Here is a 25,563-nt window from a genome sequence, read left to right on the forward strand (position 1 = left end):
GGGTCCGCGCGGTCCGGCACGCCTCACCCCTTGACGTAGGAGAGCTTCTCGCAGACCTTGCCGTCGCGCAGGCGCAGCACGTCGACGCCGCGCACGTGGCCCGGCCCGCCCTGCTCGTCCACCCAGTCGAACCGCCACCGCAGCACGCCGCGGTCCCCGCACACGAAGGCCTCCTCCTCCGTGAAGGCTGGTTGCCCGGTCTGCCCGAAGAGCTCGTCCCACACGCCGCGCACGGCCGCGGCGCCGACGTGCCGTTGCCCGTCCGGTGCCGGACCGGTCGCCTCGAACACGCAGTCGTCGCTCATCAGCGCCATGATGGCGTCCACGTCGCCGCTGCCGAACGCCGTCGAGAACCGGGCCAGGGCTGCGTGGTTGGGTCCCCAGCCGGCGTCCCGGCCCGCGCCGGCCAGCAGGTCCCCCTGCGCGTCCCCGTTCGACGAAGCGCGCGGGCCCACGACGCCCGCGGCCCGGTACATCTCCTCGCGCTCCGCGAACCAGGCCGCCACCTCGTGCACCAGAGCCGGGTCGAGCCGCGGGTCACCACCGGTCGCCACCGCGAGGTCCCAGCCGTGGATCAGGTGGTCGGCAGCGAGCTGGTGGACGTACTCGTCCAGGTTCTCCTCGCCGTAGGACAGGTGAACGGTGCCGCCCGAGGGCAGCGACCCGGCGACGGCGCGGGTCGCCTCGCGCGCCGCGTCGAGCGCACTGCGGATCGGGTCCGCGCCGAGCAGGTCGCCGTCGAACCGGTCCCCCACCTCCGCGATGGTGCTCCCCTCCACCAGCGGCGCGGTCCACAGGTCCTCGCCGCAGACGTGGTTGACCAGGTCGCGCACCGTCCAGTCCCGGCACGGGGTCGGGTCGTCCCAGCGGTCGGCCGGGACCGCGTTGACGCGTTCTGCCCAGCCCTCGACGGTGCGGGCGTACAGGGTGTTGAGATCCATCAGGGTCCTCCGCTCTCGAACGTGCTGCGTGCCGCGCGGACCCACCACTGCAGGTCCGCCCGCTCTCGGTCCCGGACCGCCGGGTCCGGGTGCTCGGCCGTGTCCAGCGCCTTGTTCCACCCCAGCCAGAGCAGGCCGGTGAGGAGCGAGAGCTGCATCGACCGCTCGTCGTACGCCGGGCCGGCCGCGCGCCGGTACGCCGCCAGCAGCTCCTCGCGGGTCGCGTCGAGGACCTGTGAGCAGCCGGCGAGGAACCGGGCGACGTCGAGGGTGCCGGGAGCCGCCGTCGGCATCGCCCAGTCCAGCAGCACCAGCCGCCCGCCCTCGACGGCCATGTTGACCGTGGCCACGTCCCCGTGCGCCAGCGTCACCGGACCGGCGGCGAGCGCCCCGGTGAGGGGCGCGACGTCGTCGAGCAGCGAGAGCACCGGGTCGGCCACGTCGCCCGGCACCAGCTCGGCGAAGAGCTCCCAGCCGCGCAGCACGAGCGACATCAGCTCGCTGCCCGCCCCGGCCAGCGGAGCGACCCGCGCGGGCGCGAACAGGCCGAGCACGAGGTCGAGCGGGGCCAGACCGGGAGGTGCGTCCCCCAGGAAGGTCCGGTGCAGCGCGGCCAGCCGCTCCACGACCCAGGTGGCCCGTGCACGGGAGAGCCGGTCCTCCCACGTGAGGACGGTGTCGCCGAGGTCCCGCATCACCACGACGGTGACCTCCCCCTCCAGCCACGCGTCCACCACGGCGTGGCCGACCCCGTCCGGCAGCCGGTCCAGCACGCCGGAGCGCCACAGGAGGTACTCGCGACCGGGTCCTCCCCCGGTCAGCTCGAGTGTGAAGTCCGCTCCGGGCACCACCCGCTTGACGACGAGGGCACGACCGTCCGCGAGCCGGACCCGCTCGAGTCCGGCCCCCGACTTCCCTTCATGGCCCGAGAACGCGCGACGCTCCACGACGTCGCGCAACAGCTCTGCAGGCGCCACGTCTTCACGGTGGCACCGGTCCTGCGTCGCGCACCATGGCCCACCCGGGCTAGGTCTGTCTCCCTAGGGTGTGCGTCATGAGCGCGACGACGTCCGGACGTTTCCACTGGACGGTGTTCGTCCCGATCCTGGGCGCGCTGGTGCTCGTGGCGTCCTGGGGCCGGCACCCGCACGGTGCGCCCGGCGCGCTCCTCATCGCAGGCGTGGCCGTGTTCCTCATCGGCTCGGTGCTGGCCGCGGTGCACCACGCCGAGGTCGTGGCGCACCGGGTGGGCGAGCCCTTCGGGTCCCTGCTCCTGGCCGTCGCGGTCACGGTGATCGAGGTCGCGCTGATCGTCACGCTCATGGTGAGCGGCGACAAGGACACCTCCGGTCTGGCCCGCGACACCGTCTTCGCGGCGGTGATGATCTCGGTCAACGGGATCGTGGGGCTGGTGCTCGTCGTCGGCGCGCTGCGCCACCACCTCGCCGTCTTCAACCCCGAGGGCACCGGATCGGCCCTGGCCACCGTGATCACGCTGGCGTCCGTGACGCTCGTCCTGCCGCGGTTCACGACCAGCGAGCCGGGGCCCGAGTTCTCCTCGTCCCAGCTGGCGTTCGCCGCCGTCGCCTCGCTCGCGCTCTACGCGCTGTTCGTGTTCACCCAGACCGTCCGGCACCGCGACTTCTTCCTGCCCGTCGAGTCCGGGCGGGGACCGGTGGACGCCGACGGTGACGGTCACGCCGATCCCCCGACCGACCGCGAGGCGCTGACCAGCCTCGGCCTGCTGGTCGTGTCGCTGGTCGCGGTGGTCGGCCTGGCGAAGGTGGAGTCGCCGGCCATCGAGGACGGGGTGGCCGCGGTCGGCTTCCCCGCGGCCGTCGTCGGTGTCGTGATCGCCCTGCTCGTGCTGCTGCCCGAGTCCATCGCGGCGGTCCGTGCCGCCGCCCGCGACGACGTGCAGGTCAGCCTCAACCTGGCCTACGGCTCGGCGATGGCCTCGATCGGCCTGACCATCCCGACCATCGCCGCGGCCAGCATCTGGCTGGACGGGCCGCTGTCCCTCGGTCTGGACCCCATGCAGATCGTGCTGCTGGCGATCTCCGTGGTGGTCAGCGTCCTGACCGTCGTGCCCGGCCGCGCCAAGCCCCTCAACGGTGGCGTGCACCTGGTGCTGCTCGCGGCGTACCTGTTCCTGTCCGTGCAGCCCTGAGAACGCTCAGCGGGAGGCGAGCACCCGCACCGGCATCACGTAGCGGGTCGGCAGCGACGCGGTCGAGCGCAGGTGGATGTTCTGCAGCAGCCCGATCGCGAGCATGCCGGCGAACATCGAGCTGCCGCCGTACGACACGAACGGCAGCGGGACGCCGGTGACCGGCATGATGCCCAGGCACATGCCGACGTTCTGGAACGCCTGGAACCCGAACCAGCAGGCGATGCCCGCGGCGGCCACCCGACCGAACACGTCGTCGGTGTGCCGGGCGATCGCCAGGGCCCGCCAGATCACGATGGCCAGCAGGGCGATCAGGACGCCCGCGCCGACCAGGCCGAGCTCCTCGCCGGCGACGGTGAAGATGAAGTCGGTGTGCTGCTCGGGCACGAACCCGGCCCGGGTCTGGGAGCCGTCGAAGAGGCCCTGGCCGAACAGGCCTCCGTTGCCCACCGCGATCCGGGCCTGCTCGGTGTTGTAGCCCGCGCCGCGCGGGTCGAGGTCGGGGTTGGTGAACGCCATGAACCGATCGACCTGGTACTGCTTGAGGAAGCCCGCGGCCACGGCTGCGGCCGCCGCGGTCCCACCTCCGGCGCCGAGCAGCGCGAGCCAGCGACGCGGCGCACCCGAGGTGGCCAGCACGCCGAACACCGTCGCGGACAGCACCAGCATGGTGCCGAGGTCGGGCTGCAGCATGATCAGCGACGCGGGCAGCCCGGCGATGAGCAGCATCGCGACCACCTCGGTGGTGCCGACCTGGTTCTGCCACTTGCCCTCGGCGCGCTCGGCGACGAGCAGGGCCATGCCGATCACGACGGCGAGCTTGGCGAACTCCGAGGGCTGGATGGACATCCCGCCCAGCTGCAGCCACGAGCGGGAGCCGTTGATGGTCGAGCCCATGGTGAGGACCAGCGCCAGCCCCGCGATGGAGGCGAGGTAGACCAGCGGCGCCACGATGCGCACCCAGCGGTGGTCGGTCGCCATCACGATCACCAGCAGCACCAGGCCGATGGCGACGTTGACCAGCTGCTTCTTCAGGTACGCCGTGGGGTCGCCGAGGGTGAGGTCCTCCCGGTGCGAGGTGGCCGACCAGACGAGCAGGCTGCCGAGGGTGACCAGGGCCAGCACGGCCAGCATCAGGATCCAGTCGAGCCCGGGGGCGCGCAGGGTGGTTCGCGCCGGGCGGGGGCTGGGGGCGAGCGGCATGTCAGTCCTCCCGTGCGGGCGGCAGGATCGAGCCGTCCTTCATGAACGTGGGCAGGTCCGCGGGCGGGACCGTGCCGGGGATCGCGGCCTTCTTCGGGTTCACGTCCATCCCGTCGACGCCGTAGAGGGTCTCCCAGATCTTGCGGACCGCCGGGCCCGAGGTGCCCGAGCCGGTGCCGGCCTGGCTGACCATCATGATCACGACGTAGTTCTCGTCGAAGGTCGCCACCCACGAGGTCGACTGCTTGCCGTAGACCTCGGCCGAGCCGGTCTTGCCGCGGATGTGGACCTTGTCGAGCGGGAAGTCGATGAACTTCCAGGCCAGGGTGCCGACCTTGGGGGTGCCCAGCAGCGCCTGGTTGACGTAGCGGATGCTCGAGGCGGAGGCGTCGACCTTGCCGGTCGCCTTCGGCCTGATCCGCTTGAGGACCTTGCCGTCGGCGCTGACGATCGCCTTCGCGATCCGGGGCTCGTAGAGGGTGCCGCCGTTGGACAGCGCCGAGTAGGCACGGGCCAGCTGGAGCGGCGTGACGATCGTGTCGCCCTGGCCGATCGAGTAGTTCACCGCGTCGCCGGCGCGGTAGTAGCTGCCCTCGAGGCAGAACTCGTGGGCGAAGACCCGCAGGAACGAGCTGGGCGCGTTCTGCTTGCGGTCCATCGTGCAGTAGTAGCCCTTCATGGACTTCCAGTACGCCAGCTTCCAGTGCCGGTCGGCGATCCGGCCGCTGGCCTCGCCGGGCAGGTCGACCCCGGTCTCGCTGCCGAACCCGAAGTTCTTCGCCTCCTGGACCAGCGGGTCCTTGGCGTCCACGTCCTGCGGGTCCGAGCCGTACTTGTTCCAGTAGTGCAGGCCGACGCGGTAGAAGAACGTGTCGCACGAGAGCTGCAGCGCCCGGTCGAAGCCGATCATCCCGTAGGACGCCGACTCGTAGTTCTTGAACCAGCGGTTGCCGACCTGGAGGCCACCGGAGCAGTCGAGCCGGGTGGACGGCGAGAAACCGTTGTTGAGGGCGCCGACGGTCATGATCGGCTTCCAGGTCGAGCCGGGCGCGAACTGCCCCTGGGTCGCCCGGCCGAGCAGCGGCGTGCCGGCCGCGTCGGAGTACAGGTGCGCGAGCTGCTTCTTGGTGATGCCACCGACCCAGACCGAGGGGTCGTACGTCGGCTGGCTGGCCATCGAGACGATCCGGCCCGTCTTGGCCTCCATGACCACGACCGCGCCGGAGTCCGCCTTGTAGTTCGTGTGCGTGACCGGGTCGTAGGTCTTGCGCGCGAGCTGGATCGTCTCGGCCAGCTGCTTCTCGACGACGCCCTGCACCTTCGCGTCGATCGAGGTGACGAGGGTGTCCCCCGGCTGGCCCTCGACCTCGCTGTCGTCACCGAGGACGCGGCCCATCGAGTCCACGGCCACCCGCTTGTAGCCGGGCATCCCGCGCAGCCACGCGTCGTACTCCTTCTCGACGCCGGCGCGGCCGACCGAGGAGGCGCCGTTGACGGAGCGGTCGCCGTCCTCCTGCGCCTTGTCGTACTCCTCCTCGGTGATCGGGCTGAGGTAGCCGAGCACGTGGGCGAGGTTGACGCCGAAGGGACGCGGGTAGGCACGCACGCTCTGCTGCTCGGCGAGGACCGACGGGTAGTCCTCGGGCTGCTCGAGGATGCGCAGCGCGGTCGCCTGGGTGACGTCGGAGGCGACCGGCACCGGCTGGTACGGCGAGCCGTTCCAGCACACCCCGGTCACGCTGCCGGCGTCGCCGCAGGTGACCAGGCGCTTGTGGATCATCGCCGGGCTGCCGTCCAGGACCTGCGCCAACCGGTCGATCAGCTTGTGGCGCTGCTCCTTCGACATCTTGTCCAGCATGCTGCGGTCGACCGAGACCACCCACGAGGTCCGGTTCGCGACCAACGGCCGGCCCATGTCGTCCACGATCAGGCCGCGCTGGGGCTGGACCACGACCTCGCGCACCGACTGCGAGGCGGCCTGGGCGTGGTACTCCTCCCCGCCGACGACCTGCAGGTAGTAGAGCCGCGCGAAGAGCGTGACGAACAGCGAGAACACCAGCGCCTGGATGACGAGCAGCCGCAGCCTGCTCTTCGTGGTCGCGGTGGCCGACAACCGGCCGGAGGAGCTCGGCGCCATCACGCCGTCCGCGCCGGCTCGAGCCGGTGGAACATCCGCATCACCAGCGGCAGCACGAACGGCGTGAGCAGCACGTCCCAGGCGACCGCCACCAGGATCACCTGGAGCAGGTCGGGAACGGCCAGCGCCGGGTCGCGCAGCACGAGACCGCTGATCGCGAAGACGGAGGTGCCGACGAAGGACGACGCGGCGACGGTGGCGACCACGGCGGTGGCCGTGGGCCGGACGTCCTGGCGGACCCGGCCGGCGACGTAGCCGACGATCACCAGGGCCAGCGCCCAGCGGCCGGCCACGTGGTCGGCCGGCGGCGCCAGGTCGAGCACGACCCCGGCGAGGAAGCCCAGCACGGCGGCGAACTGCGGCCCGCGGGTGAGGGCGGCGCCGACGACGACGAGCAGGCACAGGTTGGGCACGATCCCCTGCCAGGCCAGGTGCGGGAAGACCGTCACCTGCAGCACCAGCGCCACGGCGACGGCGAGGGCGGCCACGAGGCCACGGAGCAGGCTCACTGGAGACTCCCGTCTGCCTCGATCACGGCCCGGTCGCTGGTCGTGCCGGACGGCACGACGACTCCGACGAGGTCGAGCGAGCCGAAGTCGACGTACGGCTCGATGACGGCGCGCTGGGTGGTCTCCCGCACGCTGCTGTAGACGCTGGTGACCCGTCCGACCGGGACCCCGGAGACGTACGGCGCCCCGTCCTCGCTGCCCCAGGTCACCACCGTGTCGTCCCTGGCCGGCACCTCGGACTCGTCGAGCAGCTCGAGGTCGAGGCGGCCGCCGTCGCCGATGACGCCGCGGCCGTGGAGGAAGCCCACCTCCATGCTCGTGCCGACCCGACCGCCGACGACCGAGTCGGTGTCGACGACCAGCAGGACGGTCGCGGTCGTGCGGGTGACGCGCAGCACGCGCCCGACCAGGCCGTCGTTGTTGACGACCGTCATGTCCGGACGCAGCCCGGCGTTCGACCCGGCGTCGATCGTGACCGTGTCGGAGAAGGACTGGGCCGGGCCGAGCGCGACGACCCGGGCCGGGACCAGGGCGTAGCCGAGGTCCTTGGCGGCGGCGGTCAGGCCGTCGTACTCCTGGAGCCGGTTGCGGTCGTAGTCCTCGGTGGCGGCCTGGGACCGCAGGCGGGAGTTCTCCGCCTCCAGCCGGGCGACGTCGTGGTTGAGGTCGCTGCGGGAGCGGAAGTAGTCCGGGACGGCGGTGAAGGGCCGGATCGCGACCGCGGTGCCGGTCTCGACGGGGCCGAAGACCTCACCGACCGCACGGCGGGCCGACTCCACGGGCGAGTCGTCGCCGCCGCGGTAGTCGAGCGTGATCAGCGTCAGGCTGGCGAGCACCAGCGCCACCAGCAGCGAGCGCGAGGGCCGGGACCGCTCGTCGAGCTGCCCCGACGAGCTCCAGCGACGCTCACGCGGCGCGCGGGACCGGCCCCGCGGGTCGAGCTTCCCCGCCCCACGGTCGAGCATGTCGAGACCCATCAGTACCGCCGAGGGTCGGAGACCAGGACCTGCTGGAGCGCCTCGAACTCCTCGACGCACTTGCCGGCCCCGTGGGCGACGGAGGTGAGCGGGTCCTCGGCGACGTGGACCGGCATGCCGGTCTCGTGGCGCAGCCGCTCGTCGAGGCCGCGCAGCAGCGCGCCGCCACCGGTGAGCACGATGCCGCGGTCCATGATGTCGCCGGCCAGCTCGGGCGGCGTCTGGTCGAGGGTCGCGCGCACCGCGTCGACGATGGCGTGCAGGGGCTCCTCGAGCGCCTGCCGGACCTCGGCGCTGGAGACCACGACGGTCCGGGGCAGCCCCGAGACCATGTCCCGGCCGCGGATCTCGGCCTCCGGCTCGTCGGGCAGCGGGAACGCCGACCCGAGGGTCATCTTGACCTCCTCGGCGGTGCGCTCGCCGAGCATGAGGGAGTACTCCTTCTTCATCCACGCGACGATCGCCTGGTCGAGGTCGTCGCCGGCCGTCCGGATCGAGAGCGAGGTGACGATGCCGCCGAGGGAGATGACGGCAACCTCGGTGGTGCCGCCGCCGACGTCGACGACCATGTTGCCGGTCGCCTGGTGGACCGGGAGCCCGGCGCCGATCGCGGCCGCCATCGGCTCCTCGACGATGTAGACCCGTCGGGCACCGGCCTGGTAGCCGGCCTCCTTGACCGCACGCTGCTCGACGGCGGTGATGCCGCTGGGCACGCAGATGACCATCCGCGGCTTGGCGAAGTAACGCCGCCGGTGCACCTGCTGGATGAAGAACCGCAGCATCTGCTCGGTCGCCTCGAAGTCGGCGATGACGCCGTCCTTGAGCGGCCGGATGGCCGTGATGTTGTCGGGCGTCCGGCCGATCATCCGCTTGGCCTCGTGACCGACGGCGAGGATCTCGCCGGTGGTCGCGTTGAGCGCGACCACGCTGGGCTCGTCGAGCAGGACGCCCTTGCCCCGCACGTAGACGAGCGTGTTGGCGGTGCCGAGGTCAACGGCCATGTCCCGGCCGATGAAGCTGTTCGCCATTGCCGTGATGCCTCGCAAGCTCGCTAGTGCTCCTGGGGAAGATGGGACGTCAGGTGCGAATGTGACGACCCGGATCGAGGGTAAGAGCGCGACGGCTCCAACCCCGGCAGGACACGCGAGTCGGGACGGCAAAGGACGGGATCACACGCCCGCCCGGGGCAGGTGGGCGGTCAGCCGGACACGAGCCGCCGGGCGCGCGCGGCGCCGACGGCGAGCGGCGCCGAGACGACCTCGAGGAGGAAGGCGCCGGTGGCGGGGGCGTACGACGCCGTCAGGTGCAGGTCGTCCCGCTCGGCGACCATCCGCCCGGCGTCCTCGCCGGCCAGGTGGCGCTGGTGCCAACCGTCCTCGGCGAGCTGGGCGGCCAGCCGGTCCAGGGGCGCGAGGTCCTCGGAGACCTCGGCGGCGTGCCGGGCCGTGGCCACCACCGTCCCGTCCTCGGGGCCGGGACGGAACCGTGGGTCGCACTCGGCGACGGTGCCGACCGCGCGGGAGCAGTGGAGGTCCGCACTGGTGGAGACGCGGCCGAGCGTCGCCACCAGCGTGCCGTCGTCGGCGAGCTCCGGCTCGCCGTCGTGGTCCGCCGCGTCGGGCACCGCCACGAGATGGCTGCCACCTCGAGGCCGGGCAGCGTCGGCCCGGTCCGGACGGGACGCGCTGGGCGGTGGCGGCTGCATGTCGTGCAGCCTGCCCCGCACGCCGGCGGGGAAACCCGGCGTCCACCGGCTGTGTGCCAGCAGACAGCCCCGGCACCTCGGGCCGGGGCTGTCGCGTGGGTCAGAGCCCGGGGAACCAGATCTTGATCTCGCGCTCGGCCGACTCCGTGCTGTCGGAGCCGTGCACGAGGTTCTCGCGGTTGGACAGCGAGAGGTCGCCGCGGATCGTGCCGGGAGCCGCCTTGCGACCGTCGGTGGCGCCGTTCAGCGCGCGCACGACCTCGATGGCCTCGTCCCCCTCGAGGACCATGGCCACCAGGGGGCCGCTGGTGACGAACGTGCGCAGCGGCGGGTAGAAGTCGCGCTCGACGTGCTCGGCGTAGTGCTCGTCGGCCTTGGCGGCGTCGATGGTGCGGTGCTCCATCGCGACGATGGTGAGGCCCTTGGCCTCGAAACGGGAGATGACCTCCCCCACCAGCCCGCGGCGGACGGTGTCGGGCTTGAGGAGGACGAGGGTGCGCTGCGTCATGGGCGGCACCCTACCGAGCGGCCAGGTCACGCGCCCGGGCGACCACGTCGCCGGGCACCGCCCCCGTCGAGTCGGCGTCCGGCACCGGGGGCCCGGCGACCAGCCGCAGCGGCACGTGGCCACCCCAGACACCCGCGGCGACGTCGCCGGGCTCGTCCACGGGCCCACCGTCGCGTGCCTTGAGCGACGCCTCGTGCAGGGGCACCGCGAGCACCGCGGTCGCGGCCAGCTCCTTGCGGGTGTTGGCCCGCAGGGTCGCCGACCGACCCGGGACCATGTGGTCGACGATCAGGGCCAGCGCCCGTTCCTTCTCCGCCGCGTCCTCCACGACGCGGGCCGGCCCGATCACCACTGCCGAGCGGTAGTTCATCGAGTGGTGGAAGGCCGAGCGGCCGGCGACCAGGCCGTCGAGCTGGGTGACGGTGACGCAGACGGTGGCGTCCGTGGCCCCGCGCAGCCAGCCCGCGGCCACGGACCCGTGGAGGTAGAGGGTCCCGTCCCGGTCGGGGCCGTCCGGGTCCACGGCGTAGGCCGACGGCAGCACCACCGGGTGCCCACCCAGGGTGACGCCGACGTGCGCGACCAGCGCGTCGGCGAGGAGGTCGTGCAGGCGGGCGCGGTCGGTGACCACGCGGTTGCGACCGCGCGAGACGGTCGTGCGGGGGGTGGGCGAGAGCGGGGACGGGGAGGGCGCGCTGGGCGAGGTCGTGGTCACGGCACTAGGGTCGTCCACCAGTGGCCCGCCGTCACGGGCCAATCCGGAACCATTCGAACAGGACACTCCCGTGGCCCACACCCCGCTGCCCGTCCGCCTGGACCGCGAGCGGACCCTCCCCCTCGGTGTCCAGCTCTCCGGCCAGATCCGCGAGCTGGTGGTCGGCGGGACGCTCTCCCGCGGGGACCGGCTGCCCAGCACCCGGGCGCTGGCCGCCGAGCTCGGGGTCGCCCGCTCGGTCACCGAGCAGGCCTACGAGCAGCTGCTCGCCGAGGGCTGGCTGGAGGCGCGCCGCGGGGCCGGGACGTTCGTCGCCTCCGACGGTGGCCCGGGCCTCGCCGTCCCGGCCCGGCGTCGCACCCCGCCCCCGGCTCCCGACCTGGTGTGGCTGGACGCTGGCACGCCGTGGATCGACCCACGCCACGCGGCCGGCTGGCGCCGGGCCTGGCGCGAGGTCTCCACCGTCCGGCCGCCACGGGGGTACGACGACCCGCGCGGCCTCCCCGAGCTCCGCTCCCTGCTGGCCGCCCACCTGGCCCGGACCCGGGGCCTGGCCGTCGACCCCGACGAGCTGGTCGTCACCTACGGCACCACCGACGGGCTGCGCCACGTCCTGGCGGCGCTGCCACCGGGCCCGGTGGCACTCGAGGACCCCGGCTACCGCGCCGCGGTCGAGACGGTCCGCGGCGGCAACCGGGCGGTTGTCGACCTACCGGCCACCGAGCCCGTCACCGACCTGACCGGGACGGTCGCGGCCTACCTCACCCCCGCCCACCAGCACCCGCTCGGCCGAGTGATGCCGGCGCCGGACCGGCTCTCCGCGCTGGCCGCGGCCCGAGCGGCGGGGGCAGTCCTCGTGGAGGACGACTACGACTCGGAGTTCCGGTACGACGTCGCACCGGTGCCCGCGCTGGCGACCCTCGACCGGACCTGGGTCGCCTACCTCGGCACCGCCTCGAAAGCGGTCGCCCCCAGCCTGCGGCTGGGCTGGCTCGTGCCCCCGCCCGACCTGCTCGAGAAGATCAACGCGCACCGCCGCATCACCCACGACGCGGCCCCCTGGCCGGTGCAGCGGGCCTTCGTGTCGCTGCTGCGCGAGGGCTACGTCGACAAGGTGGTGCGCACGGCGCGCCGGGTGTACGCCGAGCGGGCGCCCCGGGTGGCCGCGGCGCTGTCGCCGTACGCCGAGCTGGCCGGTCCGCTGGCCGGGATGTACTCCACGTGGCTGCTGCCGGACGCGGACGCCCGGCGGGCCCGCGACGCGGCCCGCGTCGCCGGCTTCGGGGTGAACCTGCTCTCCGACTACTGCCGGTCCTCGGACCTGACCGGCCTGGTGGTCGGCTTCGGCGGCTGCACCGACGAGCAGCTGGACCGGGCGCTGGCGGCGCTCACCCGGCCGCTGCGCTGACTGGGTGTGTCCCATGGGGTGGTGACTGCCGTGCCGGCTTGGTCGGCGCGGTGTGCGGCACGTCGTACCCCAGTGACCTGACCGACGAGCGTCACCGGGCGGCTCGAGCTGGTCCTGGCGGACCGTGGGGTCACCGCGGCCGCGAGGTGCGTCGTGACGGGTCCGTGTCAGCGTCGTCGGCTTGTAGCCTCTCTCAGATGAGCACCGGACTGGAGGTCGCGGAGGTCCACACTGCGTCTCCATGGATGCCCGACCTGGTGGCCCTGTTCGACTGCTACCGACGACACTACGGGCAGCCGGGAGACTTGGTTGAAGTCCGGGACTGGCTGAAATCTCAGCTTGCCAGTGGTGGTCTCCGAGGATTCCTCGCACACCGCGACGGCGAGCCCAGAGGCATGGCGCTCGTCGCATCGACCCCCGCTTCCTTGCGGCTCGGGCTCTTCTGGCAGCTCCGGGACCTGTACGTAGCGGATCGCCACCGCCGCCGCGGCGTCGGTCGTGCGCTCCTGGCCCGCGTTCGGGATGCGGCTGCGGCCGAGGGGGCGCTACGGGTCTTCTTGACCACGGAGGCTGACAACATCGGAGCTTTCACCTTGTACAGGGATTTCGGGTTCGAGCCCGTCGACGGCTACACGTCGATGTCCTTGGACACAGAAGTCTCCGGTAGATCCACGCGCTGAACATCCGCGCACGTGAACGTCCGGATCTCCGGCCGCTCATGAGGGTTCGGCATGTCCTACCGGAACATGGGGCTGGCGGCCAGTGCTGGAACCTCTCATGGGACGCACCCGGTGAGAGCGGCCGCGCCCGGGCCGTCGTCACCGCTATGAAGCCGGCGCGGCCGGCGGTCGCTCAGCCCTGCTGCGCGTCGAAGGCGGCGTACGCCGCGGCGCGCTCCCGCTCGATCTTGCGGCCGAGGAGGTACGCCGTGCCCCACAGCAGCGCGAAGACGGCGCCGAGGAAGAACATCAGCGGGATCACGAACCCCAACGCGATGGCGGCCACCTGCACGACCCAGCCGAGGGTGTAGGCCCACTGGGCGCGCAGCATGCCGGCGAGCAGCAGGCAGACGACCATCAGGCCCAGGCCGACCGCGAGGGCCGTCCCGGTCGCGACGTCGGAGACCGAGATCATCACCGGGGTCGTCAGGCCGAGCGTGATCGCCTCGAGGCTCAGGACCGCCGCGCACATGCCGCGGCGGGGCGAGCGGGTGCGGTCGTCGCTCACGCCCGGGCCTCCTTGCCGCGCGGGACCAGCAGGCTGCGCGCCTCCCCGACCGTGACGACCGACCCGGTGACCAGCACCGCCCCCGAGCCGAGCGGGTCACCGAACGCCTCGCCCGCCTCGGCGAGGGCTGCGGCCTGGTCGATGGCGTCGGCCAGGCGGGGCGCCACGGAGACCCGGTCCTCGCCGAACACGTTGCGCGCCGCCTCGGCGAGCTCGGCCGCCGGCAACGAGCGCGACGTGGAGTTCTGCGAGCAGATCAGGTGGGCCAGGTGCGGCTCGAGCGCCGCCAGCAGGCTCTCGTGGTCCTTGTCGGACATCACGCCGAGCACACCGATCAGGGGCGAGAACGTGAAGGAGTCGTCCAGCGCGGCGGCCAGCGCCTCGGCGCCGTGCGGGTTGTGGGCTGCGTCGAGGACCACCGTGGGGCTGCGCCGCACGATCTCGAGGCGGCCGGGCGAGGTGACCTCGGCGAAGGCGGCCCGCACGATCTCGTCGTCGAGCGGCTGCTCCCCCGCGAACGCCTCGACCGCCGCCAGCGCGACGGCGGCGTTCTGCGCCTGGTGGGCGCCGTAGAGCGGCAGGAAGACCTCGTCGTACCGGCCGCGCAGGCCCTGCAGCGAGACGACCTGCCCGCCGACGGCCGGCACCCGCGACACCACGCCGAACTCGACGCCCTCGCGGGCCACCGTCGCCCCGACCTCCGCGGCCCGGGCGACCAGCAGGGCGGCCACCTCGGGCTCCTGCTGGGCCAGTACCGCGATCGAGCCGGGCTTGATGATGCCGGCCTTCTCCTCGGCGATCGCCAGCGGCGAGTCACCGAGGTACTGCGCGTGGTCGACCGCGACCGGCAGCACCACGGCCACGTCGGCGTCGGCGACATTGGTCGCGTCCCACGAGCCGCCCATGCCGACCTCGACGACCGCGACGTCGACGGGCGCGTCGGCGAACGCGGCGTACGCCATGCCGACGACGGTCTCGAAGAACGACAGCGGGTGCTCCTGGTCCTCGTCGACGAGGTGGGTGTAGGGCGCCACGTCGTTGAACGCGCGCACGAACTCCTCGTCGGTCAGGGGCTCGCCGTCGATGGAGATCCGCTCGGTCATCCGCTCGACGTGGGGGCTGGTGAAGCGACCGGTCCGCAGCTCGAGCGCCCGCAGCAGGGTGTCGATCATCCGCGAGGTCGAGGTCTTGCCGTTGGTGCCGGTCAGGTGGATCAGCCGGTACGACGTCTGGGGGTCGCCGAGCAGCTCGGTGAACGCACGGATCCGGTCCAGGGACGGCTCGAGCCGGGTCTCCGGCCAGCGCGACAGCAGGGCGTCCTCGACCTCCTCGAAGGTCTGGGCGAGGCGGGGGGCGGCGGGGGTCTCACTCATCTCGGCTCGAGTCTAGAGGCGGGCCCGGCGGGGACCCGAACCGAGCGCGGCCGCGGTCAGCTACGGGTGACCCGCAGCTCGGTGCGGGCGTCCGCGTCGTGGTAGAGGCGGCCTCCGTCGTAGGACACCTTGATGGCGTAGACGCCCCTTCGGGGCAGCCGGGGGGTGCGGAACCGCGCCTCCCCGTCCTCGACAACGCTGCGGTGCCGGAGGACCACGCCGCCCTTCGCGCGGACCACCCTCCAGACCACCACGCCCTCGTCCTGGCTCGTCCGGCACGCTCCGTACGGCCCGCACGGGCGAACCGTCACCAGTCGCGCGCGCAGCAGGGCCCGGCCACCGACCACCACCCGGTCCGGTGAGCGCACCCAGAGCTGCCGGACCGCCTTGGTGACGGTCCACTGCAGGCTCGTGGTCGCGCCGGCGTACGTCTCGTCTCCGGAGTACACCGCGGACACGGCGTGGCTCCCGACCTCCGGTGGCGTGACCGACGAGCACGCGGCGACTCCCCCGGTCACCTCACCGGAGCACACCTCGCCGCTGTCGAGGGCAAAGGTCACCGTCCCGGTGGCGTCGTCGGGCAGGTCACTCGCGACGAACCGGGCGACCCCGTCCCACCTCGAGCTCACGTCCGAGGTGGTCATCGGCGTCGGTTCGGTCGCCCCCGCCGCCTGGAAGGACGTCGCGACGAGCGCCACCGTGCCGACCAGGATCCAACGCGCGCGCCATCGAGAGCCCATGCCGGGACGGTAGCCGCGGAGGAACGACGATGCGGCCGAATGGCCTCAACCGACCCGCAGGTTCGCCATGTCCACGACCGGGCGGTAGCCCAGCGACTGGTAGATCCTGTTCGACGTGGGATTGGCCTGGTCGGTGAAGAGGCAGACCCGGGCGCCCTCGTCGAGCAGCCGCCGGGAGACGGCCGCGACCGCCGCGCTCGCGTAGCCGCGTCCCCGATGCTCGCGCGGCGTGTAGACCGGACCGACCCGCGCCACCCCGAAGCTCGGAGGGTTGAAGCCGGTCAGGTGCACGGGTTCCCCGTCGACCTCCCAGAGCCAGACCCGGCCCTTACCGACCCGCTCGACCATGTCCTCGCGGGTGAAGTACTCCCCCGCACCCTCCTCGTGCTCCCGTCCCGCCTGCTCGGCGGCATCGGCGGCGAAGGCCTGGAACCAGTGCAGGCACAGGTCGGTGTCGGCGTCGGTCGCCGCCCGGATGCCGCCGCGCACCGGCGCGGGCTCCACGAGGTCGCCGAGCTCGAAGAGCCGTGTGTGCTCCCACACCGACGTGCGTCGACCCTGCAGCCGGGCGGCCTCCTCGGCCACGACCCGGGTGGCCGGCAGCACCCCGTTGGCGCCGCCGACGACCTCGCCGCGCGCGTGCACGGCCCGGGCGAGCGCGATCGCCGCCTCGTCGGCCATACCCAGCACGAAGAGCGGGTACGGCGCGAACGGCGCCGTGCGCATGGCCGCGCCGAGGACCGTGCCGCCGCCGTCCCGCACGACGGCCCACCAGCGCGGATGGTCCGGCGCGGGCACGCCCCGCCCGACCTGGTCCAGCGCGCGGTGGGTCACCGTCGAGACGACCGTGGTGACCACCGGGTCGAGGGCCAGGTGCTGCTCGGCGAGGGCCAGGAACTCCCCCGGGTCCTCGGTGATGACCACCTCGAGGCCGTCGTCGTGCGTCGCGTCGCGCATGGCCGGAGGGTAGGCGGGGGGACCCCGGCAGTCACAACCGGTTTCCGGGGGTGGTGCCCCGCGCCCTAGGATTTCGCCCATGACCGAGACCCAGCCCCAGGCCCCGACCGCGACGAGCACCGACCAGCGTGCCGTCGTCGTACCGGACAAGCCTGCGCTCGAGGGGCTCGAGGCCACCTGGAGCGAGCGGTGGAAGGACGACGACACCTACGCCTTCGACCGCACCCAGCCGCGCGAGAACGTCTACTCGATCGACACCCCGCCGCCCACCGTGAGCGGCAGCCTGCACGTCGGGCACGTCTTCTCCTACACCCACACCGACCTGATCGCCCGCTTCCAGCGGATGCGGGGGAAGTCCGTCTTCTACCCGATGGGCTGGGACGACAACGGCCTCCCCACCGAGCGTCGCGTCCAGAACTACTTCGGCGTGCGCTGCGACCCGAGCCTGCCCTACGTCGAGGACTTCACGCCGCCGGAGAAGCCGGACCCGAAGAAGCAGGTCCCGATCAGCCGCCCGAACTTCATCGAGCTCTGCGAGCAGCTCGTCGTCCAGGACGAGGTCGTCTTCGAGCAGCTGTGGCGCACGCTCGGCCTCTCGGTCGACTGGAAGCAGCACTACACGACGATCGGCGCCAAGGCCCAGACCGTCAGCCAGCGGGCATTCCTGCGCAACTTCGCCCGCGGTGAGGCCTACCTCCAGGAGGCGCCGACCCTCTGGGACGTCACCTTCCAGACCGCGGTCGCCCAGGCCGAGCTCGAGGCGCGGGAGTACGCCGGCGCCTACCACCGCGTCCACTTCCACCGGCCCGACGGCGGGACGGTCGCGATCGAGACCACCCGGCCCGAGCTGATCCCGAGCGTGGTCGCACTCATCGCGCACCCCGACGACGAGCGCTACCAGCCGCTGTTCGGCACGACGGTGACCAGCCCGGTCTTCGGCGTGCAGATCCCGGTCCTCGCCCACCCGGCGGCCGAGATGGACAAGGGCGCCGGCATCGCCATGTGCTGCACCTTCGGCGACCTCACCGACGTCACCTGGTGGCGCGAGCTCGACCTGCCCGTCCGCACGGTCATCGGCCGCGACGGCCGCATCGCCCGGGAGACGCCGGAGTGGATCGCCGGGTCGGGCGAGGCCGCAACCGCGGCGTACGCCCAGCTTGCCGGCAAGACCGCCTTCTCGGCCCGCGAGGCCATGGTCGGGCTGCTCCGCGAGAGCGGCGACCTGGAGGGCGACCCGCAGCCGACCCAGCGGATGACGAACTTCTACGAGAAGGGCGACAAGCCGCTCGAGATCGTCGCCACCCGCCAGTGGTACATCCGCAACGGCGGCCGCGACGCCGCGGTCCGGGGCGAGATGCTCGACCGGGGCAGCGAGATCCAGTGGATCCCCGCCCACATGAAGCACCGCTACGACAACTGGGTCGGCGGCCTCAACGGCGACTGGCTGATCTCCCGGCAGCGGTTCTTCGGCATCCCGTTCCCGGTCTGGTACCCCCTCGACGCCGATGGCGAGCCCGACTACGACCACCCGCTCCTCCCCAGCGAGGACGAGCTCCCGATCGACCCGTCCACCCGCGCCCCCCACGGGTTCACCGAGGACCAGCGTGGCAAGCCGAACGGCTTCATCGGCGACCCCGACGTGATGGACACCTGGGCGACCTCGTCCCTCACCCCGCAGATCGCCGGCGGCTGGGAGTCCGACGACGACCTGTGGCAGCGGGTCTTCCCGATGGACCTGTGCACCCAGGCGCACGACATCATCCGTACCTGGCTGTTCTCCCGCGTCGTCCGGGCGCAGTACGAGAACCACGCCGCACCGTGGTCCCACGCCCTCGTGTCGGGCTTCATCCTCGACCCGGACCGCAAGAAGATGTCGAAGTCCAAGGGCAACGTCGTGGTCCCGACCGACATCCTCGACAAGTACGGCGCCGACGCGGTCCGCTGGCGTGCGGCGATGGCGCGACCGGGCCTGGACTCGCCCTTCGACGAGACCCAGATGAAGGTCGGCCGCCGGCTGGCCATGAAGGTCCTCAACGCCTCGAAGTTCGTCCTCGGCGGCGTCGGCGCGACCGAGCTGAACCCCTACCAGGTCTCCGAGCCCCTCGACTGCGCGCTGCTCGGGCGCCTGGCCAACGTCATCAGCAAGGCCACGGAGGCCTTCGAGGCCTACGACTACACGACGGCGCTGGAGACGGTCGAGAAGTTCTTCTGGGAGTTCTGCGACGACTACCTCGAGCTGGTCAAGGAGCGTGCCTACGCCGCCGACTGCGGGGCGGCCACCGACTCGGCCCGGGCCACCCTCGCGCTCGCCCTCCAGGTGCAGCTGCGACTGCTGGCGCCGTTCCTGCCCTACGTGACCGAGGAGGTCTGGTCGTGGTGGCAGGAGGGCTCGATCCACCGGGCGCCCTGGCCGACCGAGCTCGACCTCGGCTCCGCCGCGGCGGCCGACCCGGCCCTCGTGGACGCCGTCGCCGCCGCGCTGATCGGCATCCGTGGCGCGAAGTCCCAGGCGAAGGTGTCGATGCGGGCCGAGCTGTCCCGCGTCGAGGTGACCGGCCCCGAGGCGCTCGTCCGGGCGGCCGAGCAGGCTGCCGACGACCTGCGCAAGACCGGCCGGATCACCGGCGAGCTGGTCTTCACCGTCGTGCCCGACGCCGAGCAGATCAGCGTCGACGCGCAGCTGGCCGAGGTCCCGCAGGCCTGATCACGCGAACGCACCGGGGCCCGGTCGCCGGGCCTCGGTGCGGATCGACCTCAGTGCCGGCCGTGGCCGTGCTTGCTGTGGCCGTGGCCGTGCTTGCTGTGGCCGTGGCCGTGCTTGCTGTGGCCGTGCCCGTGCTTGCCGTGCCCGTGGTGTCCGTGCCCCTGTCCCGGAGCCTGGTGGACCTGACCGGTCCACGTGTGCCACTGGGCGGCAGGCCCGCCCGCAGGACCGCCCGGGCTCGACCCGGGACCCGGCGAGGGGTCGGAGGAGGGTGCGTGCCCGCCCTGCGACCACGGACCGTCGACGTGGCCGGTCTCCGCCGTGGGCTCGCCGACCGGGCTGTTGACGAGGTGGCTCGAGTCGTGGGTCGCGTACTGCGTCCCGGGTCCCGTCCAACCGTCACCGCTGGTGCCGGTGGTCAGGGGGGCGTTTCCCGGGCCCGCCTGCTGGCCGGGCGAGGAGTGGCCGGGCGAGGAGTGGCCGGGCGAGGAGTGGCCGGGCGAGGCGTTCGCGGCTGACTGGCCCTGGGCGTGGCCCTGGGGCTGGGCTCCGGCCGCCGCTGCCGCCCCGTGGTCGTTGCCCACGTCGGCAGCGTGGCCTGCCGGCTGCCCGGACGGCCCCGACTGCGGGGTCCGGCCCGCGCCTGCGGGCGCGACCGGCACGACCACGGGGACCGACGGCGGCTCGGTCGGGACCGGCGCGGACGCGACGGGAGCGCGCACGACGTGGTGTCCCGTCGGAAGCGGCGTGAGCTCGACCCCCTGGACGACACGCACCGCGCCGGCACGCAGGTAGCCCACGACCGCCTGGCTGCGGATGCTGTCGGCGATGATGAGGGCGCACAGCAGTGCCACGATGACGAACGCGAGCAGCGGTCGCTTGTGGTCGGCGCTCATGGTGGGGTTCCCTCGTCGGACGTGCAGGTGGGCAGGCAGCGGCCCGCCCCAAGTCAATCGGAGTGAACCCGAGGATTGAATGGCCCGATTACCCCAATCGGACTAGTCCGATATGACTAGTCCGATCTGGTCCGGCCGGGGCGCTTGCGGGTCAGGCGGACTTCTTCTTCTTCGCCTCGGACTCGCGCGGGACCAGCGTGGGCGCCACGTCGTCGGTGACGACCTCGCCGGTCACGATGACCTTGGCGACGTCGCCGCGCGAGGGCACGTCGTACATCACGTGGAGAAGGACCTCCTCGATGATGGCGCGCAGTCCGCGGGCGCCGGTCCCCCGCTCGAGTGCCTTGTCGGCGATCGCCGCGATCGCGTCCTCGCTGAACTCCAGCTCGACGCCGTCGAGCTCGAAGAGCTTCTGGTACTGCTTGACCAGGGCGTTGCGGGGCTCGGTCAGGATCTGGACCAGGGCCTCCTGGTCCAGCTTGGAGACGCTGGCGATCAGCGGCAGCCGCCCGATGAACTCGGGGATCAGGCCGAACTTCGTCAGGTCCTCGGGGCGCACCAGCGCGAGCAGGTCGTCGGCGTCGCGCTCGGCGGCGCCGCGCACCTCGGCGGTGAAGCCGAGGGTCTTCTTGCCGACCCGCTGCTCGACGATGTGCTCGAGCCCGGCGAAGGCACCGCCGACGACGAACAGGATGTTCGTGGTGTCGATCTGGATGAACTCCTGGTGGGGGTGCTTGCGGCCACCCTGCGGAGGCACCGAGGCGGTCGTGCCCTCGATGATCTTCAGCAGTGCCTGCTGCACGCCCTCACCGGAGACGTCCCGGGTGATCGACGGGTTCTCGGCCTTGCGGGCCACCTTGTCGATCTCGTCGATGTAGATGATGCCGGTCTCGGCCTTCTTGACGTCGTAGTCGGCGGCCTGGATCAGCTTGAGCAGGATGTTCTCGACGTCCTCACCGACGTAGCCGGCCTCGGTGAGCGCGGTGGCGTCGGCGATGGCGAACGGGACGTTGAGCATCCGGGCCAGCGTCTGCGCGAGGTAGGTCTTGCCGCAGCCGGTCGGGCCGATCACGAGGATGTTGGACTTCGCGACCTCGACCGACTCCTCCTTGCTGTGCTTGCCCGCGATGGGCTGGAGGCCTGCCTGGACGCGCTTGTAGTGGTTGTAGACCGCGACGGCGAGCGACTTCTTGGCCTGCTCCTGGCCGATCACGTAGGAGTTCAGGAACTCGAAGATCTCGCGGGGCTTCGGCAGCTCGTCGAGGCTGACCTCGGCGCCCTCGCTGAGCTCCTCCTCGATGATCTCGTTGCACAGGTCGATGCACTCGTCACAGATGTAGACACCGGGGCCCGCGATGAGCTTCTTGACCTGCTTCTGGCTCTTCCCGCAGAAGGAACACTTGAGCAGGTCCCCTCCGTCACCGATACGTGCCACGGGCGGTCATCCTCCGGTTCGGCCGGCAGAGGGTCCGCCGGCAGTCCTACATCGAGACTGGTTGATCAAGGTGGTGCGGGAGCGCCGGTGACCGGCGCCCCTCGACGGTACCCCGTGCCGCCCCCGGACGGGGGCGGGACACGAGGTTCCCGCCATGAGGGGTACGTCAGCCGGTCACGGCCGGCGTGCCCTTGAGGGACTCGAGCACCGCGTCGATGAGGCCGTACTCGACGGCGCCCTCGGCGGTCAGGATCTTGTCACGCTCGATGTCGCGGCTGACCTGCTCGATGCTGCGACCGCTGTGGTCGCTGATCATCTTCTCGAGCAGCTCGCGCATCCGCAGGATCTCGTTGGCCTGGATCTCGATGTCCGAGGTCTGGCCGAAGGTGCCCTCGGTGTAGGGCTGGTGGATGAGGATCCGGCTGTTGGGCAGCGCGAGCCGCTTGCCGGCCGTGCCGGCCGCGAGCAGGATCGCCGCCGCGGACGCCGCCTGCCCGATGCACACCGTCTGCACGTCGGGCTTGATGAACTTCATCGTGTCGTAGATCGCCGTCAGCGCGGTGAACGAGCCGCCGGGGCTGTTGATGTAGATGCTGATGTCCTGGTCGGGGTTCATCGACTGCAGGCACAGCAGCTGCGCGATGACGGCGTTCGCCACGTCGTCGGAGATCGGCGTGCCGAGGTAGATGATGCGGTCCTCGAAGAGCTTGGCGTAGGGGTCGATGCGGCGGAAGCCGTACGACGTGCGCTCCTCCCACTGCGGGATGTAGTAGTTCATCGAGGGGCTCAGGTCAGGGGTGGTCATGGCGTTCAGTCCTTCTCGTGGGCCGGGCGGCCGTGGTCGGCGGCGTCGCGCGCGCTCTTGATGACCTGGTCGACCAGGCCGTACTCCAGCGCCTGGTCGGCGGTGAACCAACGGTCGCGGTCCGCGTCGGCCACGACCTGCTCGATCGGCTGGCCGGTGTGCTCGGCGATGAGGTCGAGGAGCACCTTCTTGATGTGCAGCGACTGCTGCGCCTGGATCTTGATGTCCGAGGCCGAGCCGCCCATGCCCGAGGAAGGCTGGTGCATCATGATGCGGGCGTGGGGCAGGGCGTAGCGCTTGCCCTTGGTGCCGGCGCAGAGCAGGAACTGGCCCATCGAGGCCGCCAGGCCCATGCCGACCGTGGCGACGTCGTTGGGGATGTAGTTCATGGTGTCGTAGATCGCCATGCCCGCGTCGACCGAGCCACCGGGGCTGTTGATGTGCAGGAAGATGTCGGCCTCGGGGTCCTCGGCCGAGAGCAGCAGCAGCTGGGCGCAGATGGCGTTGGCGTTCTGGTCACGGACCTCGGAGCCGAGGAAGATGATCCGCTCACGCAGCAGGCGCTGGTAGATGTGGTCGTCGAGGACGTTGAAGCCCGCCGCCCCGTTCATCTGGGGCGCGAGACTGGGGCTGGGATTCTGGGTCACGACAGCGACCCTAGCCGCAAGCACGGACAGTTCCACGGCTTGACCGCCCCTGTTCGCCGACAGCAGATTTCACCGGCGCCCCGGGTCGCCGCCTCGCCGGCCGCCGGGGCCGGCCGCCCCGGCGTACGCTCGCCGCATCGGGCTGACCGGGAGGGCACATGGCACCGTCACTGGAGGAGATCAGCGCGGCCTCGCGGGTCGCGGAGCCCGGCGAGGGCATCGGGCCCGACGAGCTGCACCTCGCCTCGCGCAACCATGCCCTGCCGCTCGAGGCGCTGCGCCGTGACGTGACCCCGCCGGGGCTCCACTACGTGCTGACCCACTACGACATCCCCCACGTCGACCCCACCGCCTGGGAGCTCACCGTCGACGGGCTCGTCGACCGGCCCCTCGGCCTGGACCTGGCCACCCTGGCCTCGCTCCCCCGGCACACCGTGCGCGCCACCCTGGAGTGCGCCGGCAACGGCCGGGCCGCCCTCGAACCCCGCCCGGTGAGCCAGCCCTGGCTCAACGGCGCCGTGGGCACCGCCGACTGGACCGGCGTCCGGCTCTCCGACCTGCTCGACCGGGCCGGGGTGTCCGAGGACGCGGTCGACGTGGTCTTCACCGGCCTCGACCACGGGATCGAGCGCGGCGTGGAGCAGGACTACCAGCGCGGGCTCTCCCTGGCCGAGGCCCGCCGTGAGGACGTGCTGGTCGCCTACGAGATGAACGGCTCGGCACTGCCGCCGCAGCACGGCTTCCCCGCCCGCCTCGTGGTCCCGGGGTGGTACGGCATGGCGTCGGTGAAGTGGCTGGCGTCCGTGACGGTCTCGGGCGAGGAGTTCGACGGCTACCAGCACCACGCCTACCGGGTGAAGCAGCACGTCGACGACCCGGGCGTGCCGGTGACGTGGATCGAGCCGCGGGCGCTGCTGGTGCCGCCGGGGTTCCCCGACTTCATGACCCGCGCGCGGGTGCTCAGACCCGGGCGCGTGGCCCTCGAGGGCCGTGCCTGGTCCGGCTGGGGACCCGTGGACCGGGTCGAGGTGAGCACCGACGACGGCGCCACCTGGGACGAGGCGACGCTGGGTCCGGACGCCGGACGCTGGGCCTGGCGGGGGTTCACCGCGACCTGGGACGCGGCGCCGGGCGAGCACTCCCTGCGGGTCAGGGCGCACGACACCACCGGTCGTGTCCAGAGCACCGAGCCCGTCTGGAACCGGGGCGGCTTCACCAACAACGCCGACCAGCCGGTCCCCTGCCTGGTCCTCGACGACTGACGCCCGGCCCGAGCAGACCCTGCCTCAGGACAGCCACGCCTCGAGCGCCCGGTGCACGTCGGGGTGGTTGAGCAGCCCGAAGTGGTCGGTGCGCCCGACGTGCAGCACGTCGGCACCGGGGAAGAGCTCGCCTCCCCACCGGTCCCGGCCGTACGCCGAGGGTGGCCGGACGAGCAGGTCGCCCACGACGTGACCCACCGGGTGTCGCGGCGAGCGGGTCAGCGTCGCAGCCACCAGCCGGTACCGCGCGTGCGGCAGCGGAGGAACGTCCTCGGCCAGCCCCTCGACCAGGTCGTGCACCCCGACCGAGCGCCAGTCCAGGATCCGCCCGAAGGCCGACGTCTCCGGCAGCCGCGACAGCCCGCGGCTGCCGCGCCCGACCCCGCGGGCGATGGGGGAGCCGAGGTGGGGCGTGCCGAGCGTGACCACGTCGGAGACCAGGTCCCGCCACGGACGTTCCACCGCGCCGGCCACCGCGCCGGCGGCGCGCATCACCAGGCCGCCCATGGAGTGGCCGACGAGCGCGATCCGGTGCACCGGCACCGGCCAGCCCTCGACCAGGTGCTGCAGCAGCGAGGAGAGCGCCGCGCCGTTCTCGCGCAGCCCCAGCCCGGTGTTGGCGCGCAGGAGGACCGGGGTCCAGCCCCGGGCCGCCAGCGCCTCGGCGTACGTCGTGCCGTGCTGCTCGCGACCGCGGTCCCAGTGGGACTCGTTCTCGCACAGGCCGTGGAGCAGGACCACGACCCGGCCGGACGCCGCGGGGAAGGCCGCGGCCAGCCCGTCCGCGGTGAGGGGCACGTCGCGCCCCCGGTCGCGCACGGCCATCGGGATGGCCAGCCGGGGGCGCTCCCGGACCAGCCGGTCGCCGATCAGCCCGTTGACCGCCGAGCTCAGGAAGCGGCCCTCGGGCCGGCCCTCGAGCCGCGGCCCGACGCCCGTCGCGGCGACCGCGTCCAGGCCCCGGGTGGCGGCGCGCAGGCCCAGTGACAGGCCGCCGTACACCGCAGCGGCGATGCCCCGGTGGGCCAGCTCCGGCACGGCCGCGGTGTCCCCGCCCACACGGCGGGTGAGGCCGTGGACGCGGTCCGACCACGCGTAGTGGGTGTCGCGGACGGTCCGCACGAGCAGCTCGTCGGCGACCTCGGACAGCAGGGAGAGCGCGTCGAGGACGCCCGGCCCTCCCGCGCGGGTGCTGGTGGTCATCGCCCGACCATACGCCGCCCGGTGCACAGTTGTACACCCAA

24 protein-coding genes are annotated in these 25,563 nt (G+C 72.4%); 5 read left to right on the forward strand and 19 right to left on the reverse strand.

From position 1 onward, the window contains the following. Positions 1-23: 23 nt before the first annotated feature. Together ACZ43H_RS12500 and ACZ43H_RS12505 are read right to left on the reverse strand one after the other, a co-directional pair. Positions 24-941: a TIGR03086 family metal-binding protein gene (locus tag ACZ43H_RS12500; protein WP_464583187.1), complete on the reverse strand. Its 918-nt coding sequence runs from the start codon at positions 939-941 to the stop codon at positions 24-26. After that, positions 941-1,918: a phosphotransferase family protein gene (locus ACZ43H_RS12505; protein ID WP_464583189.1), complete on the reverse strand. Its 978-nt coding sequence runs from the start codon at positions 1,916-1,918 to the stop codon at positions 941-943. The genes ACZ43H_RS12500 and ACZ43H_RS12505 overlap by 1 nt, the downstream gene beginning before the upstream one ends. 77 nt (positions 1,919-1,995) lie before the next feature. On the opposite strand from ACZ43H_RS12505, the gene ACZ43H_RS12510 reads away from it, so the two are divergent. Then, complete coding sequence (locus ACZ43H_RS12510) at positions 1,996-3,111, forward strand: calcium:cation antiporter (protein WP_464583191.1); 1,116 nt, start codon at positions 1,996-1,998, stop codon at positions 3,109-3,111. Between the two features lie 6 nt (positions 3,112-3,117). On the opposite strand, the gene rodA is transcribed toward ACZ43H_RS12510, so the two are convergent. From rodA to ACZ43H_RS12550, 8 genes are all read right to left on the reverse strand, one after another. Then, complete coding sequence (rodA, locus tag ACZ43H_RS12515; protein WP_464583193.1) at positions 3,118-4,314, reverse strand: rod shape-determining protein RodA; 1,197 nt, start codon at positions 4,312-4,314, stop codon at positions 3,118-3,120. Position 4,315: 1 nt separating this feature from the next. After that, complete coding sequence (gene mrdA, locus ACZ43H_RS12520) at positions 4,316-6,451, reverse strand: penicillin-binding protein 2 (RefSeq protein WP_464583195.1); 2,136 nt, start codon at positions 6,449-6,451, stop codon at positions 4,316-4,318. Further along, the gene (gene mreD, locus ACZ43H_RS12525) at positions 6,451-6,960 is read right to left on the reverse strand and encodes a rod shape-determining protein MreD (RefSeq protein ID WP_464583197.1); all 510 of its coding nucleotides are present in this window, start codon (positions 6,958-6,960) and stop codon (positions 6,451-6,453) included. The genes mrdA and mreD overlap by 1 nt, the downstream gene beginning before the upstream one ends. After that, on the reverse strand, positions 6,957-7,937 hold the full coding sequence (mreC, locus tag ACZ43H_RS12530; RefSeq protein ID WP_464583199.1) for a rod shape-determining protein MreC: 981 nt from the start codon (positions 7,935-7,937) through the stop codon (positions 6,957-6,959). Before mreC ends, mreD begins: the two co-directional genes overlap by 4 nt. After that, positions 7,937-8,965 carry a rod shape-determining protein gene (locus tag ACZ43H_RS12535; protein WP_246355397.1) on the reverse strand — a complete coding sequence of 343 codons (1,029 nt, stop codon included), beginning with the start codon at positions 8,963-8,965 and terminating at the stop codon, positions 7,937-7,939. Before ACZ43H_RS12535 ends, mreC begins: the two co-directional genes overlap by 1 nt. Before the next feature lie 170 nt (positions 8,966-9,135). Further along, entirely contained in the window at positions 9,136-9,642 is a 507-nt protein-coding gene (locus ACZ43H_RS12540; protein ID WP_464583201.1) for a hypothetical protein, read from the reverse strand. A gap of 100 nt (positions 9,643-9,742) precedes the next feature. Next, positions 9,743-10,150, reverse strand: coding sequence for a nucleoside-diphosphate kinase (gene ndk / locus ACZ43H_RS12545; RefSeq protein ID WP_464583203.1), 408 nt, complete (start codon positions 10,148-10,150; stop codon positions 9,743-9,745). Positions 10,151-10,160: 10 nt separating this feature from the next. Next, entirely contained in the window at positions 10,161-10,865 is a 705-nt protein-coding gene (locus ACZ43H_RS12550) for a pyridoxamine 5'-phosphate oxidase family protein (RefSeq protein ID WP_464583205.1), read from the reverse strand. Positions 10,866-10,935: 70 nt separating this feature from the next. Between ACZ43H_RS12550 and ACZ43H_RS12555 the strand changes: the two genes are divergently transcribed. Further along, positions 10,936-12,273 carry an aminotransferase-like domain-containing protein gene (locus ACZ43H_RS12555; RefSeq protein ID WP_464583207.1) on the forward strand — a complete coding sequence of 446 codons (1,338 nt, stop codon included), beginning with the start codon at positions 10,936-10,938 and terminating at the stop codon, positions 12,271-12,273. Positions 12,274-12,470: 197 nt separating this feature from the next. Next, positions 12,471-12,953 (forward strand): N-acetyltransferase family protein, encoded by a 483-nt coding sequence (locus ACZ43H_RS12560; protein WP_464583209.1) that lies wholly within the window; start codon positions 12,471-12,473, stop codon positions 12,951-12,953. A gap of 172 nt (positions 12,954-13,125) precedes the next feature. On the opposite strand, the gene ACZ43H_RS12565 is transcribed toward ACZ43H_RS12560, so the two are convergent. Genes ACZ43H_RS12565 through ACZ43H_RS12580 form a run of 4 tightly spaced genes read right to left on the reverse strand, consistent with a single transcriptional unit; the run spans position 13,126 to position 16,570 of the window. Continuing rightward, positions 13,126-13,500 (reverse strand): DUF4233 domain-containing protein, encoded by a 375-nt coding sequence (locus ACZ43H_RS12565; protein WP_464583211.1) that lies wholly within the window; start codon positions 13,498-13,500, stop codon positions 13,126-13,128. Next, entirely contained in the window at positions 13,497-14,873 is a 1,377-nt protein-coding gene (gene folC / locus ACZ43H_RS12570; protein ID WP_464583213.1) for a bifunctional tetrahydrofolate synthase/dihydrofolate synthase, read from the reverse strand. The genes ACZ43H_RS12565 and folC overlap by 4 nt, the downstream gene beginning before the upstream one ends. 56 nt (positions 14,874-14,929) lie before the next feature. Further along, the gene (locus ACZ43H_RS12575; protein WP_464583215.1) at positions 14,930-15,613 is read right to left on the reverse strand and encodes an Ig-like domain-containing protein; all 684 of its coding nucleotides are present in this window, start codon (positions 15,611-15,613) and stop codon (positions 14,930-14,932) included. Positions 15,614-15,658: 45 nt separating this feature from the next. Then, complete coding sequence (locus tag ACZ43H_RS12580) at positions 15,659-16,570, reverse strand: GNAT family N-acetyltransferase (protein ID WP_464583217.1); 912 nt, start codon at positions 16,568-16,570, stop codon at positions 15,659-15,661. A 79-nt stretch (positions 16,571-16,649) separates the two neighbouring features. Here ACZ43H_RS12580 and valS point away from each other — a divergent pair, with 79 nt between their 5' ends. Beyond that, positions 16,650-19,274 carry a valine--tRNA ligase gene (valS, locus tag ACZ43H_RS12585; protein WP_464583219.1) on the forward strand — a complete coding sequence of 875 codons (2,625 nt, stop codon included), beginning with the start codon at positions 16,650-16,652 and terminating at the stop codon, positions 19,272-19,274. Positions 19,275-19,324: 50 nt separating this feature from the next. On the opposite strand, the gene ACZ43H_RS12590 is transcribed toward valS, so the two are convergent. The 4 genes from ACZ43H_RS12590 to ACZ43H_RS12605 all read right to left on the reverse strand — a co-directional run bounded on the left by ACZ43H_RS12590 (position 19,325) and on the right by ACZ43H_RS12605 (position 23,021). Next, positions 19,325-20,170 carry a hypothetical protein gene (locus tag ACZ43H_RS12590; protein WP_464583221.1) on the reverse strand — a complete coding sequence of 282 codons (846 nt, stop codon included), beginning with the start codon at positions 20,168-20,170 and terminating at the stop codon, positions 19,325-19,327. A gap of 151 nt (positions 20,171-20,321) precedes the next feature. Further along, a complete protein-coding gene (gene clpX / locus ACZ43H_RS12595) occupies positions 20,322-21,605 on the reverse strand; it encodes an ATP-dependent Clp protease ATP-binding subunit ClpX (RefSeq protein ID WP_464583223.1) in 1,284 nt (427 codons plus the stop codon). A 166-nt stretch (positions 21,606-21,771) separates the two neighbouring features. After that, positions 21,772-22,383 (reverse strand): ATP-dependent Clp protease proteolytic subunit, encoded by a 612-nt coding sequence (locus ACZ43H_RS12600; protein ID WP_379184431.1) that lies wholly within the window; start codon positions 22,381-22,383, stop codon positions 21,772-21,774. A gap of 32 nt (positions 22,384-22,415) precedes the next feature. Beyond that, positions 22,416-23,021: an ATP-dependent Clp protease proteolytic subunit gene (locus ACZ43H_RS12605; RefSeq protein WP_464590811.1), complete on the reverse strand. Its 606-nt coding sequence runs from the start codon at positions 23,019-23,021 to the stop codon at positions 22,416-22,418. A gap of 194 nt (positions 23,022-23,215) precedes the next feature. On the opposite strand from ACZ43H_RS12605, the gene ACZ43H_RS12610 reads away from it, so the two are divergent. Beyond that, positions 23,216-24,319 carry a sulfite oxidase gene (locus ACZ43H_RS12610; protein WP_464583225.1) on the forward strand — a complete coding sequence of 368 codons (1,104 nt, stop codon included), beginning with the start codon at positions 23,216-23,218 and terminating at the stop codon, positions 24,317-24,319. A gap of 24 nt (positions 24,320-24,343) precedes the next feature. Here ACZ43H_RS12610 and ACZ43H_RS12615 read toward each other — a convergent pair whose 3' ends face one another. Then, a complete protein-coding gene (locus ACZ43H_RS12615; protein WP_464583227.1) occupies positions 24,344-25,522 on the reverse strand; it encodes an esterase/lipase family protein in 1,179 nt (392 codons plus the stop codon). Between the last annotated feature and the right edge of the window lie 41 nt (positions 25,523-25,563).

This window comes from Nocardioides sp. DN36 (assembly GCF_055380375.1).